14 protein-coding genes are annotated in these 19,048 nt (G+C 71.2%); 4 read left to right on the top strand and 10 right to left on the bottom strand.

What is annotated here, in order from left to right; translation table 11 throughout:
• Nucleotides 1-16: 16 nt before the first annotated feature.
• Both ACIA47_RS13495 and ACIA47_RS13490 read right to left on the bottom strand, forming a co-directional pair.
• Nucleotides 17-772 (bottom strand): phage Gp37/Gp68 family protein, encoded by a 756-nt coding sequence (locus ACIA47_RS13495; RefSeq protein ID WP_203120175.1) that lies wholly within the window; start codon nt 770-772, stop codon nt 17-19.
• A gap of 432 nt (nt 773-1,204) precedes the next feature.
• Entirely contained in the window at nt 1,205-2,335 is a 1,131-nt protein-coding gene (locus ACIA47_RS13490; protein WP_396707871.1) for a glycerophosphodiester phosphodiesterase, read from the bottom strand.
• A 139-nt stretch (nt 2,336-2,474) separates the two neighbouring features.
• On the opposite strand from ACIA47_RS13490, the gene ACIA47_RS13485 reads away from it, so the two are divergent.
• Together ACIA47_RS13485 and ACIA47_RS13480 are read left to right on the top strand one after the other, a co-directional pair.
• Nucleotides 2,475-3,809 (top strand): TrkH family potassium uptake protein, encoded by a 1,335-nt coding sequence (locus ACIA47_RS13485; RefSeq protein WP_396707869.1) that lies wholly within the window; start codon nt 2,475-2,477, stop codon nt 3,807-3,809.
• 68 nt (nt 3,810-3,877) lie between these two features.
• Nucleotides 3,878-4,546 (top strand): TrkA family potassium uptake protein, encoded by a 669-nt coding sequence (locus ACIA47_RS13480; protein ID WP_203120172.1) that lies wholly within the window; start codon nt 3,878-3,880, stop codon nt 4,544-4,546.
• A 114-nt stretch (nt 4,547-4,660) separates the two neighbouring features.
• Here ACIA47_RS13480 and ACIA47_RS13475 read toward each other — a convergent pair whose 3' ends face one another.
• The 7 genes from ACIA47_RS13475 to ACIA47_RS13445 form a co-directional block, all read right to left on the bottom strand.
• Nucleotides 4,661-6,313: a serine/threonine-protein kinase gene (locus tag ACIA47_RS13475; protein WP_396707867.1), complete on the bottom strand. Its 1,653-nt coding sequence runs from the start codon at nt 6,311-6,313 to the stop codon at nt 4,661-4,663.
• Between the two features lie 71 nt (nt 6,314-6,384).
• A complete protein-coding gene (locus ACIA47_RS13470) occupies nt 6,385-7,947 on the bottom strand; it encodes a fused MFS/spermidine synthase (protein WP_396707865.1) in 1,563 nt (520 codons plus the stop codon).
• 36 nt (nt 7,948-7,983) lie between these two features.
• Complete coding sequence (locus tag ACIA47_RS13465) at nt 7,984-9,000, bottom strand: hypothetical protein (protein ID WP_203120163.1); 1,017 nt, start codon at nt 8,998-9,000, stop codon at nt 7,984-7,986.
• A 180-nt stretch (nt 9,001-9,180) separates the two neighbouring features.
• Nucleotides 9,181-9,990, bottom strand: coding sequence for an inositol monophosphatase family protein (locus tag ACIA47_RS13460; protein WP_396707863.1), 810 nt, complete (start codon nt 9,988-9,990; stop codon nt 9,181-9,183).
• Nucleotides 9,983-10,435 (bottom strand): response regulator, encoded by a 453-nt coding sequence (locus ACIA47_RS13455; RefSeq protein WP_203120153.1) that lies wholly within the window; start codon nt 10,433-10,435, stop codon nt 9,983-9,985. Before ACIA47_RS13455 ends, ACIA47_RS13460 begins: the two co-directional genes overlap by 8 nt.
• Nucleotides 10,432-12,165: an ATP-binding protein gene (locus ACIA47_RS13450; protein WP_396707860.1), complete on the bottom strand. Its 1,734-nt coding sequence runs from the start codon at nt 12,163-12,165 to the stop codon at nt 10,432-10,434. Before ACIA47_RS13450 ends, ACIA47_RS13455 begins: the two co-directional genes overlap by 4 nt.
• Entirely contained in the window at nt 12,162-13,361 is a 1,200-nt protein-coding gene (locus tag ACIA47_RS13445) for a PP2C family protein-serine/threonine phosphatase (RefSeq protein ID WP_396708237.1), read from the bottom strand. Before ACIA47_RS13445 ends, ACIA47_RS13450 begins: the two co-directional genes overlap by 4 nt.
• Before the next feature lie 290 nt (nt 13,362-13,651).
• Here ACIA47_RS13445 and ACIA47_RS13440 point away from each other — a divergent pair, with 290 nt between their 5' ends.
• A complete protein-coding gene (locus ACIA47_RS13440; protein ID WP_396707858.1) occupies nt 13,652-16,072 on the top strand; it encodes a M28 family peptidase in 2,421 nt (806 codons plus the stop codon).
• A 53-nt stretch (nt 16,073-16,125) separates the two neighbouring features.
• Here ACIA47_RS13440 and ACIA47_RS13435 read toward each other — a convergent pair whose 3' ends face one another.
• Nucleotides 16,126-16,614, bottom strand: a complete 489-nt coding sequence (locus ACIA47_RS13435; RefSeq protein WP_203120151.1) for a hypothetical protein — start codon at nt 16,612-16,614, stop codon at nt 16,126-16,128.
• 282 nt (nt 16,615-16,896) lie between these two features.
• Between ACIA47_RS13435 and ACIA47_RS13430 the strand changes: the two genes are divergently transcribed.
• Nucleotides 16,897-19,047 (top strand): tetratricopeptide repeat protein, encoded by a 2,151-nt coding sequence (locus ACIA47_RS13430; protein ID WP_396707856.1) that lies wholly within the window; start codon nt 16,897-16,899, stop codon nt 19,045-19,047.
• The last annotated feature ends 1 nt before the right edge of the window (nt 19,048 follow it).

Raw genomic sequence — 19,048 nt, 5'->3', positions numbered from 1 at the left:
CCACCCGCGGCGGCCCCTATGCCTGCACAAGTAGGCGCGGGGCCGGCATCTCGTCCCAGGTCCGACCGTCGAGGTGCCGGCCGCCAAGTTTCGGCGTACGCCCACCCCACTGCTTGAAGAAGAAGGCCGTGCCAGCAGACACGCACTGATCCCGGAGGTCACGCACCCACGTTGGCTCCATCGGGCGGCAGCCCTGCCCCGACTCGCCCCCCGCTATCAGCCAGCCGATGCCGTCGAGATCCAGGTCGACCAGTGGCCCCAGCAGCGGCTCAGCCGAGATGAAACGTACCGCGGCCGGCACCTCGCGGAGCTGGGCGACCCGTTCCCGCTGAGCGTGATCCTCGACGCTCACGCCCATCCAGACGTTCGCCGGCCAGTCGATCTGATGGGCGACCTTCGCCAGCCTGGCGGCGCGCTTGGTGAGCACCTGGAAGGTATGCCTGGGGGTTTCGCGCATGACAGCGAAAACCTGTTGCACGTAGGTGAGTGGAACCCGGGCGTGGAACAGATCCGACATGGAGTTGACGAAGACGGTCCGTGGGTCACGCCAGCGACGAGGAATATCGAGGGCATCAGGGTGCAGGGCGACGCCAAAACCGGGGCCGGAGGTGCGTGGGTCTCCATCGGTCTGATATTTGGCCGAGCGCATAGCTTTCAAGCGCTTGGCGAGAGTCATCGCATAGCAGTTATCGCAGCCCGACGAGATGCGGTCACAACCAGTGGTGGGATTCCAGGTTGCTTCCGTCCACTCGATGGCGCTTTTGTCTGCCATGCGCTTCTCCTTCCGCTCGACGGGCCCATACTGTCGAACAACCGTACGCATGGGAAGGGTTGCGCGGCGTGTCGGCCCGCCATCTTCGCTGGCCACGATGCGGCCAGCCATGGGCCGGCAAAGCACGCAGGCCAACCGCGGGGCCAGACCAATTGAGACCTGCGCAGTGGTGTCACTAGACGTTGGCGGCCACTGCATCCACGCTCGATGCGATCTTCGGAGCGAGTGCAATTCGTTTACGGCATCAACTCCATAGCGTCCGCGAGGTGCTGCCCGCGCCCGCGAGGCCACCTGGCCGGACCCCTGGGTGGGCGGACGTGCCGCTGGCCCGCCGTCCGGGTGGCGGACGACGGGCCAGCTCGTGGGCCCGAGCCAGGTCGGCCCGGTGCCCGGCCGGGAGCGGGTCAGCTTCGGGCCAAGGCTCGGAGTGGGTCAGTGGCCGGGGCGGGTGGAGAGACCGGCGAGGGCGGCGACGGCAGTGTCCGGGTGGTCGCTGAAGACACCGTCGAGGCCCAGGCCAAGGAAGAGTTCGTACTCGGCGGTGATGTCGCCGCGCACGTTCGGGTCGGCGCCGATCCGGAAGTCCGCCGGAAGGAACTGGTTCTCGGCGCGGAACGTCCAGGAGTGCACGAGCAGGTGCTCCCGGTGCGCGTCGCGTACCACTGTGGTCGGGGCGAGCAGGGCGCCGGCGGCGTTCCGGGGGACGATCAGGTTCTTGTTCGCGCCGATGCCGTCGGCGTACCCGGCGATCCACTTCAGGCCGGCCGGCGTGGCCAGGTCCTGGTAGGTGCGGGCGTCACCGGCGACGGTGAAGTCGTAGGGGCGGCCGGTCGCGTCGAGCAGTTGGACCAGCTTCACGTCGGTCAGCCGGCTCAGGCGACGCAGGTTGGCCGTCTCGAACGACTGGATGAAGACCGGCGAGTTCTTCCGGTCCAGCTTGTTCTGCCGCAGCACCCGGAGCAGCGGCTCCTCCAGCGGCAGTTTGATCGAGGCGAAGTAGCTCGGGTGCTTGGTCTCCGGGTAGATGCCGATGGTGCGGCCCCGTGCCCGCCCTTCGGTCCGGGCCAGGTCGATGACTTCCTGGAGGGTGGGCACCTCGAAGCGGCCGTCGAAGGCGGTGTTCGCCACGCGTACCTGCGGCAGCCGCTCCTTGGCCCGCAGCGTCTTCATCTCGGCGAGGGTGAAGTCCTCGGTGAACCAACCGGTCACCGCGACACCGTCGATGGTCTTCGTCGCCTTGCGGGACGCGAACTCCGGGCGGGTCGACACGTCAGTGGTGCCGGAGATCTCGTTTTCGTGCCGGGCGACCAGCACGCCGTCGGAGGTGGAGACCAGGTCCGGCTCGATGTAGTCGGCACCCATCCGGATCGCCAACCGGTACGCCTCCAGCGTGTGCTCCGGTCGGTAGCCGCTGGCGCCCCGGTGACCGATCACGATTGGTCGGTCGTTGGCCCGGGAGTGGCCCGCGTTCGTGGCCGGTTCGGCGGCCGCGATGGTCGGCAGGGCCACGGCGGCGGCGAGCAGAACGCCGGCCACGCCGAGGGTCGAGAGGGTACGTCGCAACGCCGTCTCCTGTCATCGGTGGTCCGGGTAAGCAGACCGCCCGTGATTTGCCAGGAGTTGGTCGATGGCTGGCCGGCAGATGAATCTCCGGAATGCCCGTTCCCACTCCGGGGCCGCTGGCGGACAGGAAGATTGTCTGGTGCGCCGGTTTTCCCGCAATCCCGTGCGACTGGTGCCGTTCGCGTTCCTGGTGCCGATACTGCTCGGCACCCTGTTGCTCATGGCGCGCTGGGCGACCGTGGAACACGTACGCCCACCCGTGGTCACAGCGCTCTTCACCGCTACCTCGGCCGTGTCGGTCACCGGCATGGCCATCACCGACACGCCGAACTACTGGTCCGGCGGAGGACTGGTGGTGATCACCCTGCTCACCCAGCTCGGCGGCCTCGGCATCCTCACTGTCGCGGCGTTGGTCATCCTGGTGGTCTCCAGCCAGCTCGGACTGCGAAACCGGTTGCTGGTGCAGGCCGAGACGGCCGAGTTCGGCATCGGTGAGGTGGGCCGGTTGCTCCGCCGGATCGCGCTGACCGTCTTCGCCTGCGAGGCGGTGATGACCGTGCTGATCGCCGGTCGGCTCTGGCTGGCCTACGACTATCCGTTCGGGCGGGCCCTCTGGTCGGGTGCCTTCCACGCCGTGCAGGGGTTCAACAACGGTGGCTTCGCGCTCTACACCGACGGGCTGCTGGCCTTCAGCCGTGACCCGTGGGTGTCGCTGCCCCTGGCGATCGGCGCGATCATCGGCGGTCTCGGGTTTCCCGCGCTCTTCGAGGCGGTCCGCGAGTGGCGGCAGCCGGCGCACTGGGCGGTGGCGACGAAGTTGACCATCTGGGGCAGCGCGGCGTTGCTGCTGGTCGGCTTCGCTGGCCTGCTCGCCGCCGAGTGGACCAACGCGAGCACGATCGGCCAGTACGACGTACCCGGGAAGATCCTCGCGTCGTTCACCCAGATCGCACTGAGCCGCACCGGCGGCTACAGCGTTCTGAACATCGCCGCTCTTCAGGAGGAGAGCTATCCGCTGCTGATCGTGCTGATGTTCATCGGCGGCGGCAGTGCCAGCACGGCCGGTGGCATCAAGGTCTCCACGTTCTTCCTACTGGCGTTCACCATCTGGGCGGAGTTGCGGGGCCAACCCGACGTGACGATCGGGCACCGGCGGGTGGCCACCGCGAGCCAGCGGCAGGCGGTCACCGTGGCGCTGCTCAGCGTCGCGTTGGTGACTGCCGGGACCATGCTGTTGCTGCTGCTCACCGAGGGTGTCCGCTTCGTCGCGGCCCTGTTCGAGATCACCTCGGCGTTCAGCACCACCGGTCTGACCATCGGTCTGGCCGCCGAACTGCCGGTCGGCGGCCAGCTGGTGCTGACCGTGCTGATGTTCATCGGCCGCGTCGGGACGCTCACCCTGGGGTCGGCGATCGCCCTGAACACCCGACGCCGCCTCTACCGCTATCCCCAGGAGCAACCCATTGTCGGCTAGGGCGTGTTTCGGAAGTGTCGGCCGGCCCGCACGCCGGAACCACGCGCTTGGGAGCAGGGAGGGCCGAGGTGTCGGCTAGACGGGCGGACAGCGGCGGCATCGTGGTGATCGGGCTGGGTCGATTCGGTTGCCACCTGGCTGGGTCGCTGACCCGGATGGACCGCGAGGTGTTGGCCATCGACCGCAACCCGGCGAAGGTGCAGCGCTGGTCGGCGCAGCTCGACCGGGTGGTTCAGGCCGACGCGACCGAGGAGGGGGCGCTGCGGCAGCTGGGCATCACCAGTTTCGGGCGGGCGGTGGTGGCCATCGGTGCCTCGGTGGAAGCGAGTGTGCTCACCGTGTTGGCGCTGGTCGAGCTGGGTGTGCCCCAGATCTGGGCGCGGGCCACCTCGCAGAAGCACGCCAAGATCCTGGCGTCGGTCGGCGCGCATCACGTGATCTTTCCGGAGGCGGAGACCGGGGACCGGGTCGCGCACCTGATCGTCAGCCGGTTGCTCGACTTCATCGAGTTCGACGACGACTTCGCCATCGCCACCGTCCGGGTGCCGGAGTCCCTGGTCGGGCGCACACTGCTCGACCTGAAACCGGAGGAGCGCTTCGGGGTACGCGTGGTCGGTGCCAAGCTGCCGGGCGAACGCTTCCGGTACACCTCCGACGACACCGCGCTTCCCCAGGGCGGGGTGCTCATCGTCGAAGGTGGGATCGACCAGGTGCAGCGGTTCGCGGGCTTGGGCTGACCTGGTGTGCGCCGGCCGGCCTGCGGAGCGCCGTCGGACCAACTGGTCGGACGGCCCTGGGGCGTGGCCACACGGTGTGGCCCTGTCATTTCCGGTGACCACCCGGCCCTTTGGTCACCTTTCCGCTTTTCCCGGACCACCACCGCCCGTCCCCTTGCCCGGCTTGCCGGCAGCCTTGGGAGGCTTCGCGGGCTTGGCCTTCGTCGCACCCCCGCCCGAACCAGAGCCGCTAGGGACGGTCGCCTTCTTCGGCGGGGCCTTCACCGTGGCCGCCTTGCTCGGCGGGACAGTGGACGGCGCGCTGCCGGCCACCCCGGAGACTCGCACCCCGCAGGTCGCGTCGCCGACTCGGAACTCCACCGGCAACGGGTTCGCCCCGCTGTACTTGCCCGCGATGGTCACCTTCTCGGCCGCGCCGGGCGCCAGCGTGGTGCGCTGGGCCGCCGGCCGGATCAGCACGGTGCTCCCCTGCTGGTGCACCGGCGTCGGCTCCGCCTTCGTCACCGTCTGCTGGCCGGGGAACGTGAAGCTCATCGTCCAGTCCCGCAGGTCCTGCTTGCCGCTGTTGGTCAGGGTCAGCTCGGCGGCGAAGTCCTTGCCGGAGTCACTGCGCAAGGCGTACGCCACCTCGCAGGGCGCCGCCGCCGGCAGACCCATCCGAGCCTCGGTCGTCGGTCGGTCCCCGCCGCTGGCCGGGCTGCGCGAGGTGAACCCCCACATGGCCCCGGTGACCGCGATCAGCCCGACGGCGGCCACTCCGGCCTCCACCCGCCGCCGCCGGGTCACCCGCTGCTGCGTCCGACGGTTGCGGGTCCGTGACAGCGGCAACGCGTCGGTCGCCGCCGACCAGGGCAGAATCGTGGTACGCGCACTGCCGAGCATTGCCGCGTCCAGCGGCCCGGCGGCCGGGGAGACCGGCACCGCCGCGAGCATGCCGGCCGCCTCGGCGAGCGTCCGGGTCAGCTCGGCGGTGGCCGGCCGGTCGGCGGGCCGCTTGGCCAGGCAGCGTCCGACCAGGTCGGCCACCCCGTCGGGCAGCCCCGGGACGGTGGGCATCGGCTCCGGTTCGGTGTACATGTGGGCGCGCAGCATCTGGGTGGTGGTGCTGGCCTGCCAGGGCAGTCGGCCGGTGAGCATCCGGTAGAGCAGCAGCCCCACGGCGTACACGTCGGTGGCCGGGGAGACCTGGCCGTTGTCCAACCGCTCCGGGGCGAGGTACGCGGGAGTGCCCAACAGCGCGCCGTCCGGGCCCTTCTCGCTCTCCCCGACGAGCGCGGAGATGCCGAAGTCGACCACCTTGACCCCGGTCGAGGTGAGCATGACGTTGCCCGGGGTGACGTCGCGGTGCACCACCCCGCGAGCGTGCGCGGTGGCCAGCGCCGAGCTGACCTCGGCGCCGATGGTCACCGCCTCCCGCCACGACAGCTGGCTCTCCCGGCCCAACCGGCTGGCCAGCGAAGCGCCGTCGACCAGCTCCATCACCACGTACGGCACGGTCAGACCGACCTGCTCGGACTCGCCGTAGTCGTACACATTGGTGATGTTGGGGTGGCAGAGCCGGGCGGCGGCCTGCGCCTCGATCCGAATGCGGTGGCGGAAGGCCCGGTCGCTGGCCAGCCGGGAGGCCAGCACCTTCACCGCGACCTGGCGGCCGAGCACCTCGTCGTAGCCACGCCAGACCACCGACATGCCGCCCGCGCCGAGTTGCTCGATCAGCCGGTACCGCTCATCGAGCAACTGCGCGCCGTTTCGGTCCCCACCACCCATGGTGAGCGATGTTGCCCAGGAACGGCCCGCCTACACCTGGAGTATCGGAATCGGTCAGGATTGTCACCCGATCAGGCGGTGGCCAGCAGTTGGTCCACCGGGGCGTAGTCGTCGGTCAACACCATCGCCCCGCCGACGAAGTCCGTCAGCGCCGCGCCGGAGAGCAGGCTGACCTTCGGGTCCACCTCGGCCAGCCGGGCCCGGACGGCTTCCAGCGGCAACGGTGCGTCGGAGCCGACGATGAGGAAGTTGGAGCCCTGCTCCTCGGCGAGCGCTTCCGGCGGCGCGATCAACGCGACGTGCCCGAACTCGGCGGCCACCGTGGCCAACTCGACGCGGATGAACCGCAGCGGCGGGTAGTCGATGACGTTCTGCACGTACACGCCGCCGGGGCGGGTCACCCGCCGCACGTCGGCGGCCATCTCCCGGGTGGCCAGGTGCCAGGGCACCACCAGGTGCCCGAACGCATCACCGACCACCAGGTCACGGCTGTCGGTCGGTTCGCCGGCAACCAGCATCCGCGCGTCACCCACCACCGCCCGCAGCTCCGGCCCCGGCCGTACGCCCAGCTCCTGCTCACCCAGCTCGACCAGCCCGCCGTCGATCTCGAACACCAGGTTGTCGGTGCCCGGTCGGGTCGCGGTCAGGTAGCGCGGCACGGTGAACCCACCGCCGCCCAGGTGCAGCGCGTCCAGGCGCTGACCGGCCGGTGCGGCGACGTCGCCGACCGCGCCGATCCATTTCGTGTACGCGTACTCCAGGTGTTTCGGGTCGGCGAGGTCCACGTACGAGTGCTGGGCGGAGTTGAGCAGCAGCGTCCGCCCGCTGGGCCGGGCGGGGTCCGCGGTGACCCGGGCGCAGTGGTACGCCGTCTCGATGTCGCACGGGTTGGGCGCCACGGTGGTCAGCCCCGCCCCGGCCAGGCCGAGCACGGCAAGCGCGGCCCGGGCCCGGGCCGGACCGGGCAGCTCGGTGGGCTCCTGCCGGCGCAGGTACCAGCCGAGGCCGATGCTGACCAGCCCGAGCGCGAGCGCCAGGGCCAGCAGGATGACGGTGCTGGGCAGCGCGGCGACCAGCACGAACCCGGTGAGCAGGGTGGCGGTGATGCCGCCCAGGGTGCCGATCCCGGAGAGTCGACCGACCACCTGGCCGGTGCGGCGCAGGTCCGCGAGCTGGAGTTTCACGACCAGCGGGGTGACCGCGGCCAGCAGCGCGGCCGGCACGAACACCGCCAACGCGACCAGCAACAGGATGCCGCTGGCCGCACCACCGCGCAGCACCTCACCCGCGTACCGGACGACGGGCAGGGTGACAGCGGTGGCGATGCCGGCCAGCACCAGCGCCGGTGCCAGCAGGCCTCGCGGGTTGCGCCGGTCGGCCAGCCAACCGCCGGACCACGCCCCGTACGCGATCGCGGCCAGCGCGATGCCGATCACCGAGCTGGTCACTTGAAGGGTCACCCCGACGTACGGGCCGACCAGTCGCAGTGCGACGGTCTCCAGCACCAGCACGGCACCGCTGGAGAAGAAGACCAGGAAGGCGGCCAGGCCGGTGGGCAGCGCCCGGCCGGTGACCGGCACGGGCGGGACCGGGGGTGCCGGCAGGGCCGCTACGTCGGACGGTGGGGAGCTCATCGTCGCGATGGTACGCAGCGAAGCTGGTGCTTCGGGTCAGTACATCGAGAGATGAACATGGTTCGTGTGGGACGCCGCCGGAGAGCCACTTCCACTGTACGAGCGCCAACCGGTGCCGGGATGCCAGATCTGCCGGTACCAGATCACGTAGAGCACGCCCAGCCGGTCGGCGTTGCGCACGTGCCAGGCGGCCAGGCTGTCCCCGTACGCCTTGTCGCCGCCGGTCGCGTTCTTGTCCTCGAAGCCGTTCGTGGCGGCCGAGAAGTCGCAGGCCCGCCCCTTCGGGTGCTCGCCGCTGCCGCCACTGCGCTTGCAGGAGACGTGCCGCTTGTAGCCGGCTGCCTGGGTCTGCTTGAGCGCGTTGAGGGTGCGCGGAGTGATGCACCCAGAGGTGGTCGGGTCCTTCACCGAGCAGGATTCCGACGGCCAGGACCCGTCGGAGTTACGCGGCGCCGGCTTCGCCGAGGCGGAGCTGCCACCGCTGAAACCGTTGCTGCCGCCGGAGCTGACCTCGGCGAGCGCCTCCTCGGCTTCTTTCTTCTTCTTCGCCATCACGGCGAGTTGCTTCTGCTGCTCGCGGACCTCGGCGTCGATGGCGACCTTGGCCTGCTGCGCCTGCTGCCGGGCTTCGGTGAGGTCACGCAGCCGTTTGCTGTCCCGCTGGGCCATCAGGTCGAGGTCGCCTGCACGTTGCAGGAACGCCTCCGGCGTGGCGGTGTTGAGCAGCATCGAGACGGCGCTCAGCCGACCCACCCGGTACGACTGGGCGGCCACCTCGCCCACCTGGCTGCTGAGCCCGACCAGCCGACCCTCCAGCGTCGTCAGCTCGCCGGTCAGCGCCGTCTGGCGACGCTTGGAGTTGTCCAGTTTGGCCTTGGCCTCGATGTGCCCCTTGGCGGTCAGCTCCAGCGCGTCCTGCAACTTCTTGCTGCCGCCCTCGCCCGGCTCCGCGTACGCGGGCACGGCGGCACCGCCGAGCACCAGCGCGACGGCGGCGAGCACTGCGAACAGAGCGCGGCGACCGAGCCGCGGGCTGAGCCTGGTCCTGGGCACGAAAGCGTCCTTCCGTCGACCGCCGGCCCCCGATGAACACTGCACGGCGGCGCCGGTCGGCGGCCTGCTGGCGGAGACCGCCGGTCACGATACCGGATCGTGGGCCGGTGACCAGCCCGCTGACCCTCGGGCCGTCTCGATGTCGACGGAGCGTCCCAACGCGGTTGCGCAGCGCGCCGATCAGGTGCTCAGGAGCGCGTCGCGCACCTCGGCCCAGACCTGCTCGTTGGCCGCGACGAGCAGGCCACGGCCGTCGTCGGCGGGGTGGTAGTCGACGCCGTCGAACCGGCGGGCGACACCCCCGACGGCGCGGACCAGCACGGTGCCCGGGGCGTGGTCCCAGGGCAGGGTGCGCCAGAAGAGGGCGAACTGCTGCTCGCCGGTGAGGATGTCCAGGTACTCCCGACCGGCGCAGTGCTGGCCGGGCAGCAGCTCACCGAGCCGCCGCCCGCCGGCGCGGACCCGGTCGCGGGTCTCCGGCGGCAGGAACTTGGTCATCGCCGCGCCGCGCAGCTCGCCGAGCGGCGGCACCGGGCCGGAGCCGTCCACCGGCCGACCGTTGAGCAGGGTGCCCTCGTCCACCGAGCCGGCGGCGAGAGTGCCGGCGAGCGGGTCGAGAATCCAGCCGGCGGTCGGTCGCCCCTCGGTCAGCAGCGACACCATCAGGGCGAACGGCCGGCGACCGGCGGCGAAGTTGGCGGTCCCGTCGACCGGGTCGACCAGCCAGACGTCCCCGCCGTCGTGCAAGTGCCGCAGCAACCCCGGATCGTCGGCGACACCCTCCTCGCCGACCACCATCGAGCCCGGCCGCAGCCGGCGCAGCCCCGCCGAGAGCAGCTCCTCGGCCCGGCGGTCGGCGACAGTGACCACCTCGCCGGGCGCCTTCTCCGACACGTCATCGTCGTCGAGCTTGCGGAACAGCGGCAGCACGACCTGGTCGGCGGCCTCCCAGAGCAGGCCACCGACGTCGTCCAGCAGGGTGTCAGCCACGCGGCGGCAGCTTGACCACGCTGACGAAGAACTCGTCAATCTGACGGACCACCGAGATGAAGCGCTCGAAGTCAACCGGCTTGGTCACGTAGGCGTTGGCGTGCAGCTGGTAGCTGCGCAGAATGTCCTCGTCGGCCTGCGAGGTGGTGAGCACCACCACCGGGATCCGGCGCAGGTCCTGGTCTTTCTTGATCTCTTCCAGCACCTCCCGGCCGTCGCGCCGGGGCAGGTTGAGGTCGAGCAGGATCAGGTCGGGCGCCACCGTGTCGGCGTACTGACCCTCCCGGCGCAGGTAGGCGAGCGCCTCGGCCCCGTCGGAGACGACGGTAAGCCGGTTACGCAGCTTGTGCTCCTCGAACGCCTCCTGGGTCATCAGCACGTCACCCGGGTCGTCCTCGACGAGCAGGACCTCGATCGGGCTCTTGCCATCCGCCGGCGCGGTCATCCCACCGTCTCCCTCATGTCACCCGTTCTACCGCTTTCCAGCGTCTCGTCGGCCCGGTCCGGCTGGTCCGGCCCGTCGGCCTGCTCCGTCAGCGCTGCCGGAGCCTCGGTCGAGGGCGTCGCGTCGCCCACGGTCGGGTCGTTCGGCTCCCCCGCGGAGTCGGCGGCTGCCGCCGCCGTGACGTCCTCGGGAAGCGCCGGCAGGGTGAACCGGATCGCGGTGCCCTCCGGCACGTCGGTGTCCACCCAGACGCGGCCTCCGTGGTACTCGACGATCTTCTTGACGATCGCCAACCCGATGCCGGTGCCCGGGTACGCGTCCTTCGAGTGCAGCCGCTGAAAGATCACGAAGATCTTGTCGGCGAACTCCGGCTCGATCCCGATGCCGTTGTCCTGGCAGGTGATCTCCCACTCGGCGCCCACCAACCGGGCCGAGACGTGCACCTTCGACGGCACATCCGGACGGCGGAACTTGATCGAGTTGCTCACCAGGTTGGCCAGCAGGTTGGTGAGCAGCGGTTCCTCACCCGAGATCACCGGCAGCTCGGTCCAGGTCAACTCGGCGTCCGCGTACTGCCGGGCGGCCTCGGTCTGGCCAGCCACGTCGCTCATCACCTTGTTGAGGTCGACCTCGACGAAGCCGGTGGTGAGCCGCCCGATCCGGGAGAACGCGAGCAGGTCGTTGATCAGGCGTTGCATCCGTTGCGCGCCGTCCACCGCGAACGCGATGTACTGGTCGGCCCGCTCGTCGAGCTGCCCGGCGTAACGGCGCTGGAGCAGCTGGCAGAAGCTGGCGACCTTACGCAGCGGCTCCTGGAGGTCGTGCGAGGCCACGTACGCGAACTGCTCCAGGTCGCGGTTGGACCGGGTCAGCTCCTCAGCCTGCTTCTGGAGCTGGCTGTTGACCCACTCGATGCGTTCGCGGGCGGCCCGGACCTCGGCCAGGTCGGCGGCAATCTTCTGCCGCATCGCGTCCACGTCCTCGCCGAGCTGGATGAACTCCGGCGGGCCGACGGTGGCGATGCGGTGCTGGTAGTCGCCCTCTGCCACCTCGCGAACCTGGGTGGCGAGGGCGGTCAGTGGCCGGACCACCATCCGGTCCAGCGAGAGCAGCAGCACCGCACCGGCCACGACCACCACCAGGGCGGCCACGATCAGCAGGACGACCAGCACGTTGCTGCTGGTACGCACGTTGGTGGCGGTCTGCTCCCGGGCGGCGAGGACCTCCGCCTGGAGGTCGTTCACCGCCGAGCGCACCTCGTCGAACTGTTGCCGGGCCGCTTCGGTGACCAACGCCTGGCCAGCGGTGGTGCCGCTCTGCTCGGTGGTGGCGATCACCGGCTCCGCGACCGACTGTCGCCACTGCGTGACGCGCTCCTCGACGGTCCGCAACTCCTGGCTGATCCCTGGATAGTCGTCGAGCAGCGTCCGCATCGAGGCGGTGACGCTCTGCTCCTGGGCGAGCCCTTCCCGGTAGGGGTTCAGGTCGTCCTGGTCGCCGCTGACCGCGTACCCGCGGATCGCCGTCTCCTGGTCGAGCAGCGCGTTGAGCAGTTCCTGGGACTGCACCCGCAACGGGCCGGTCTCGTTCAGGACCGCGTCGATCTGGGTGCGGTTGCGGGCGGCCATGGCCGCTTCCGCGCTGGCCAGCCCGATCAACAGAAAGCCCACGACGGTGAGCAGGGTGATCACCCGGCGGCGGAGACTCCAGCCGCCGACCACCGGCCTCACCGGCCACCGCCCCGGCTGACCAGCAGCATGGCCACGTCGTCGGCGAGCGGGCCACCGTTGAGCCGCTCGGCCCGCCCGACCAGCCAGGCCGGCAACTCGGGCAGCGGCACCGAACGGTTGGCCGGCTCGTCCAGCAAGCCGCAGAGGCCCGGCACGTCGAGCCGTTCGTTGCCGGCACCCACCCGCCCCTCGATCAGGCCGTCGGTGTACATCAACAGGGACCAGTCATCGGTGTCGAACTCCAGGTCGTAGGCGATCGGCCGGCGAGGTCGTACGCCCAGCAGCAGGCCGCCGGGCGCGGGCACCGGGGCGACCCGGCCGCCGGAGAGCAGCAGCGGTGGCGGGTGGCCGGCCAGTCGGACGGTGGCCCGGTTGGCGTCCAGGTCCAGTCTGACGGTGGCCACCGTCGCGAAGATCTCCTGGAGGCGACGCTCACTCATGAGCACCTGCTCCAGGGCGGGCAGCACCTCGTCGTCCGGCACGCGGGCGAGCACCAGGGCGCGCCAGGCCACCCGCAACTCGACCCCGAGCGCGGCCTCGTCCACCCCGTGCCCACAGACGTCGCCGACGATCAGGTCGAGGCGGTCCGGGTGGGTCTGCACCACGTCGAAGAAATCTCCGCCGATCAACGCGGCGTGCCGGCCCGGCCGGTAGAAGGTGTGCACAGCGACCTGGTCGGTCGTCATCAGCGGTTGGGGCAGCAGGCCGCGTTCGAGTCGGGCCGACTCTGCCTGGCGCAGCTCGACCTCGCGCAACCGGCGGGCGTTCTCGTCGGCGCGCTTACGCTCCACGGCGTAGCGCAGCGCCCGGGTCAGCAGCACCCCGTCGACCTGGCCCTTGACCAGGTAGTCCTGGGCGCCCTCGGCGACCGCCACGACGCCCAGGTGCTCGTCCGTGCGGCCGGTCAGCACACAGACAGCGGCGCCACTGGACATCTCCAACACCTGGCGCAGCCCGTCCAGCCCCTGGGCGTCGGGCAGGCCCAGGTCGAGAAGAACGCAGTCGACGTCGCTGATCCGCTGCCGCGCCTCCCGGAGGCTGCTGGCGACCAGCAGGTCGATCATCGAGTTCGTCTCGGCGAGCAGCTCACCGACCAGGAAGGCGTCGCCCTCGTCGTCCTCCACCAGCAGCACCCGCAGCCGCTCACCCGGCGGCAGGTTGGCGTGCCGCGCCAGGCCACCGTGCGGGTACGGCACGACTGGGGAACCGGCCAAGCCGGCCCCCCGGTGCGGCCGGGTCACCGCCGCGAGACGCGGGAGTTCGCTGGTGATGTCGGGCTCCTTCCGAGTGCCCTGCTGATCCTGTATTAGACAACGGTCGCACACAACACGATGCCTGCGGCGCGGGCGGGGATGGGGCGCATCACTGCTCGGCCGTGGACAAACCGGGCGGCTGATGGACGCCTGACGTACCGGCCATCCCCTCCGCGACCGCCGACGGGCAGGATGATCCCACCCCAGGCCCCACCACCCCCCGAGGAGTTCCCGTGGGCGCACCCACCACCCCGGCCACGACGGGCACGCCGCCCCGTCCGATTCCGGGCGTACCCCCTGCCAGCCGCGCGCTGACCCGGCCGCGTCGGCGGCTCGTGGCCGCTGCGGCGGCGCTGGTCGCGCTGGCCGCGGTCGGCGCCGGCAGTCTGCTGGACCTGCGCACCCCGGCCCCGAAGTCGACCGACGCGCCAGCCGGCGCGTTCAGCGCCGGCCGCGCGTACGAGGATGTCCAGGTGATCGCCGCCCGGTCGCACGTCGCCGGCAGCCCGGCCAACGAACAGGTCCGCGCGCACCTGGAGCAGCAGTTACGGGGGCTGGGCCTGGAGACCGAGGTGCAGGACACTGTGGCACCGGAGGCCGGTCAGCTCAGCGGAGCGGCGGGCGGGGCGACAGTGGCCCGGGTCCGCAACGTGGTGGCCCGGCTGCCCGGCACCGACTCGACGGGTCGGGTCTTCCTGGTCTCCCACTACGACTCGGTACAGACCGGGCCGGGCGGCAACGACGACGCGGCCGGCACGTCGACCATCCTGGAGGTGGCTCGCGCGCTGACCACCGGCCCCCGGCCGCGCAACGACATCGTCTTCGTGCTGACCGACGCCGAGGAGGCGTGCCTCTGCGGCGCGGCCGCGTTCGCCGCCAGCCACCCGCTGGCCGCCGACGGCGGTGTGGTGCTCAACCTGGAGGCGCGGGGATCCACCGGGCCGGTGATCATGTTCGAGACGTCCCGGAACAACGCGAAGCTGGTGGACATCTTCGGCCGCGCCGCCCCACACCCGGTCGGCACCTCGTTCGCGGTGGAGATCTACCGCGCGCTGCCCAACGACACCGATTTCACCGCCTTCCTCGATCAGAAGTTCGTCGGGCTGAACTCGGCGTACATCGACGGCGGCGCGATCTACCACACGCCGTTGGACACCCCGGCCTCCATGGACCGAGGCAGCCTCCAGCAGCACGGGGACAACGCGTTGGGCCTGGCCCGGGAGTTCGGTGGCACCGACCTGACCGACCTGCGCTCCGGGCACGACGCCACCTACTTTCCCGTCCCCGGTGGGCTGGTCCGCTATCCGGGCTGGCTCACACTGCCGCTGGCCCTGCTCGCGGTGGCAGTGGTTGCCGCCCTGGGCTGGCTGACCCGCCGGAGCGGCCGGGCCAGCACCGGCCGGCTGGCCGCCGGCTTCGCGCTGACCCTGGTGCCGATCGTCGCCGCGCCGGTCGCCGCCCAACTGCTCTGGCTGGCCGTCACCACCATCCGGCCGGGGTACGCGGAGCTGCTCGACCCGTACCGGCCGATCTGGTATCGGCTGGCCGTCCTGGCGCTCGCCACCGCCATCCTGTTCACCTGGTACGCGCTGACCCGCCGCCGGATCGGCCCGGCCGCGCTCGCCGTCGCCGGGCTGGCCTGGCTGGCAGTGCTCGGGGTGCTGCTCGCCGTGGCGGTGCCGGGTGGGGCGTACCTCACCACAGTGCCGGCGCTGGCCGGCGCCCTCGGCGGGCTGGTCGCGCTGCGTGCCCGGCAGACCGGACCGTGGCCGGTGGTGGCGGTGACGGCCGCCTCGGCCGTGGGTGTGGTCATCCTGCTGCCCACAGTGGTGCTGCTCTTCCCCGCGCTGGGGATGGCCATGGGCGGGGTGGCCGCGCTGGTCGCGGTGCTGCTCGGCCTGGTCGCCCTGCCGGTGGTCGACCTGCTGCACCCGCAGGCCGGCGGCCAGCGTGGTCTGCTCGCGCTGCGGGCCCGGCGGCTCGCGGTGCTGCCGGCCGGCGCCGCCGCCGTGGCGGCGGTGGTGCTCGCCGGGGTCGGCCTGGGTGTCGACCGCTTCGACGCCGCCCACCCCGCTCCCACCCACCTGATGTACGCCATGGACGCCGGCACCGGCCAGGCCCGTTGGCTCAGCCACGAGAGCGACCCGCAGCCGTGGACGGACGGCTACGTGGACGGGGTCACCGACGTCGGCGGCGACTTCCCCGGGCTCGGCGACGGCGAGCTGCGGGCCGGCCCGGCGCAGTCGGCGAACCTGCCGGCACCGAAACTGGAGGTGGTGGCCGACGCCACTGCGGGTGGCGAGCGCACGCTGCGGCTGCGGCTCACCCCGCAGCGGGAGGCTCGGCTCGCCACACTGCACGTCGACACGTCGACCGCCACCGTGCTGCGCGCCGACGTGGCGGGGCGGTCGGTGCCGGTGGAGCCCCGCGCCGGGAAGTGGGGCTTCGGGCTGGTGTTCCACGCCCCGCCGGTCGAGGGCATCGAGGTCACGTTGACAGTGCGGCCGATCGCCGGGCAGGTGGCGCTGCGGGCCATGGACGCCAGTGACGGGCTGGACGCGCTGCCCGGCTTCCGCCCCCGGCCGCCGGCTGTCGGCGTCGTCGGGTCGCACAGCTCGGAGATGTTGGCGGTCGCCCGCACCTATCCCATCTGAGGTGAAACGGTGGTCCGGCGGAACGTTCTTCCCCGCCGGACCACCGTTTCCGGTCAACCCACCGGCTCCGGTTGGCCGGCACCGACCCGGTGCCAGCGATTACCGTCGTGATCGGTGAAGGTGAGGTCCACCAGAACGGTGTCGGCCGGGCGGAGCCGATGCTCCGCCGCGACGGTGACGAAGAGGTCGTGCACCTCGCGACCAGGAATCCGACGGACCTGTTTCGCCGCGGCCAGCTCGACCGGCGGGGCGTCCGGATCGTCGGGCGGTACGAGCCGAGCCAGCACCACCACGTCCAGCACCGGGGCGTCACTCTCGTTGGCCACGGCGACCCGCAGCACCGAGGTGCCGCGAATCTCGGCCACCGCCGAGACCAGCCGGGCCTGGGTGGCCCGGATCCGCAGGTCGTCGTTACGACGGGCGCGAATCTCCCGCCGCAATCCGAGATAGACGAAGAGCACGCTGGCGATGGAGCCGACCGCGCCGAACCAGTCCGGCACGGAACCCCAGTCGACGACGTCCTGGATTGGCGACCAGTTCATAGGTCCATCGTGGATGCCCGTGTCGAGTGCCGCGCACGGCGGATCGGCCGGAATCAGCAGCGAATTGGGAATTCCGGCACCGATTCCGGTCAGCCCGGTGACCTAAACGGAGAGTGTGCAACCCAGTACGGGGGTGGATACGCTTGCGGTCGACATGGTGTGGGTGGCAATCCCTCCGACTGTCCATCAGATGGACACGATCTTTCGCCGCCGGCCCCATTGTGAATTCGCCACCGAAGGGGGACCGCATTGACTGCGGACGTTCCACCCGAGGATGCCGGCGTGTCTCGGCCTGCGTACGACCGGCCGAGTCGTGTCTCAGTCGATCCACCGCTCGGGCGACTGGACAGCCCGCTGCACGGCCGCGACGACCTGATCGACGAGATCGTCCAGCCGGGGGAAACCGGCGGGGACCGCCCCTCGGTGCACATCCTGTGCGGCATGGGTGGCTCCGGCAAGAGCCACGTCGCGCTGGAGATCGCCCGCCGGGCCCGCGCTCTCGGCCGGACGGTCTGGTGGGTGCAGGCGGGGCGGCTCAACTCCGGGATGCGGGAGGTGGTCAGCCAACTCGGCGCGTCGGAGACCCAGGTCGACCAGGCCTGGGCCGGGATGATCAGCGCCACCGACCTGGTGTGGCGCTACCTCAACCAGGCCGCGCAGCCCTGGCTGTTGATCTTCGACGGTGCGGACGAGCCCGCCAGTCTGGGCCCCACCGACGGAGTGCTCGCCGACGGCACCGGCTGGCTGCGCAGCCCGGAGGCCGACGACGGCATGGTCATCGTGACCAGCCGGGACGGCAACCGGGCCACCTGGGGCACCTGGTCGGTGCTGCACCAGGTGCGCCCCCTCGACGCCGACGCCGGCGCAAAGGTGCTCATCGACCGGGCCGGCGCCCAGGCCGGCGACCTGGCCGACGCCCGGGAGCTGGCCCGGGAGTTGGGCGGGCTGCCCCTCGCCCTGCGCGCCGCCGGTAACTACCTCCGGTCGGTGAACGCCAGCCCGGTCTGGCGCGGCTCGTCCACCATCACCACCTTCGCCGACTACCGGACTGCCGTGCAGCGTCGGTTCCGCTCACCGCGCGACGCCGCCGACGTCGACCTCGACGAGTCCCTCGGCCTGGAGATCGTCCGCGAGGTCGACGACATCTCACTGGACCTGCTGGCCCGCCGCCAGCTCCAACAGAGCCGACCACTGCTCAACGTGCTGGCCTGCCTGAGCACCTCCCCGGTGCCCTACGAGGTGGTGCTCAAGCCGGCCATCCTGGCCGCGTCACCGCTCTTCAAGGGGCTCACCGGCCGGCAACGGGTGAAGGTGCTGGAGGGCATCGGCAACCTGGCCCTTGTCGACTTCGACGTCCACGAGGAGGTCACCGACCCGGCGTTCGCGCACGTGCTCTCGCTGCACCCACTGGTGCACGCGATGTTCCGCGACCGCGACGAGGTGCGTGAGCAGATCGCCGAATACCACGGGCTGGTCATGAAGCTGCTGCTCGCCGCCACCGAGGGGCAGAACCCGGACGACTCGGCGGCCTGGACCAACTGGGACGTGCTGGTGCCACACCTGGTCGAGGCCGTGCGGGAATACCTCGTGCCGCAGAAACACAAGCACGACCCCGAGACGGTACGCCGCGCGCTGGAGCTGACCCGGCTCACCGCCCGCTACCTCATCGCGGTCGGCCTGCCCGGCTCGGCCTTCGACATCCTCGACCCGATCGTGCGCGGTTGCGCCGCATACGACCACGACCTGGACCGGCCGCAGGTGCTGGCACTGCGCCACGAGCTGGGGCGCACCTGGTTGGAGCGCAACCAGCCGGAGATGGCCGACCGGGTGCTCCGCGAGGTCATCGCGGACCGCACCAGGGTGCTGGGCAGCGACGACGCCGACACCCTCGCCAGCCGGCACAAGCTCACCAAGGCGATCATGGCGCAGCGCCAGTGGCCGGAGGCCGAGTTGGAGCTGCGGCAGATCGTCGCCGCCGAGGACCAGGTACGCGGCCCGGAACACTGGGACACCATGATCGTGCGGCACAGCCTGGCCCTGGCGGTGCTCGCCCAGCAACGGGCACCCGAGGCAGAGGAGATGCTGCACGCCATCCTGGAGGTCCGCTACCGGCTGTGGCCGCTGAACCAACCGGAGACCTGGCAGGCCCGGCACACGCTGGCCCGCTGCATGCAGGCGCAGGGCCGGCTCGCCGAGGCGGAGGCCGAACTGCGGGCCACCCTGGCCACAGTGGAACCCCGGCACGCCGACCGCAGCGAGGTGCTCGCCATCCGGTTCACCCTGGGTCTGGTGCTGCTGCTGGAGGAGCAGGTCGACGCGGCGATCGAGGTGTACGAGCAGTTGCTGGCCGATCGCCGGCGACTGCTCGGCGACACCCACCTGGACACCCTTCAGGTGGAGCACGCGCTGCGCCGGCTGCGTAACGGCGACTGAA

The sequence above is a fragment of the Micromonospora sp. NPDC051227 genome (assembly GCF_044455385.1).
Lineage (GTDB): Bacteria > Actinomycetota > Actinomycetes > Mycobacteriales > Micromonosporaceae > Micromonospora.
The sequence above is the reverse complement of the archived record's forward strand: the minus strand, read 5'-3'. Positions and strand labels throughout refer to the sequence as shown.

Excerpts from the sequence above, each read along its gene's own strand:
- ACIA47_RS13455 (WP_203120153.1), bottom strand. The coding sequence starts at position 10,435 with ATGACCGCGCCGGCGGATGGCAAGAGCCCGATCGAGGTCCTGCTCGTC.
- ACIA47_RS13470 (WP_396707865.1), bottom strand. The coding sequence starts at position 7,947 with ATGAGCTCCCCACCGTCCGACGTAGCGGCCCTGCCGGCACCCCCGGTC.
- ACIA47_RS13435 (WP_203120151.1), bottom strand. The coding sequence starts at position 16,614 with ATGAACTGGTCGCCAATCCAGGACGTCGTCGACTGGGGTTCCGTGCCG.
- ACIA47_RS13495 (WP_203120175.1), bottom strand. The coding sequence starts at position 772 with ATGGCAGACAAAAGCGCCATCGAGTGGACGGAAGCAACCTGGAATCCC.
- ACIA47_RS13475 (WP_396707867.1), bottom strand. The coding sequence starts at position 6,313 with ATGGGTGGTGGGGACCGAAACGGCGCGCAGTTGCTCGATGAGCGGTAC.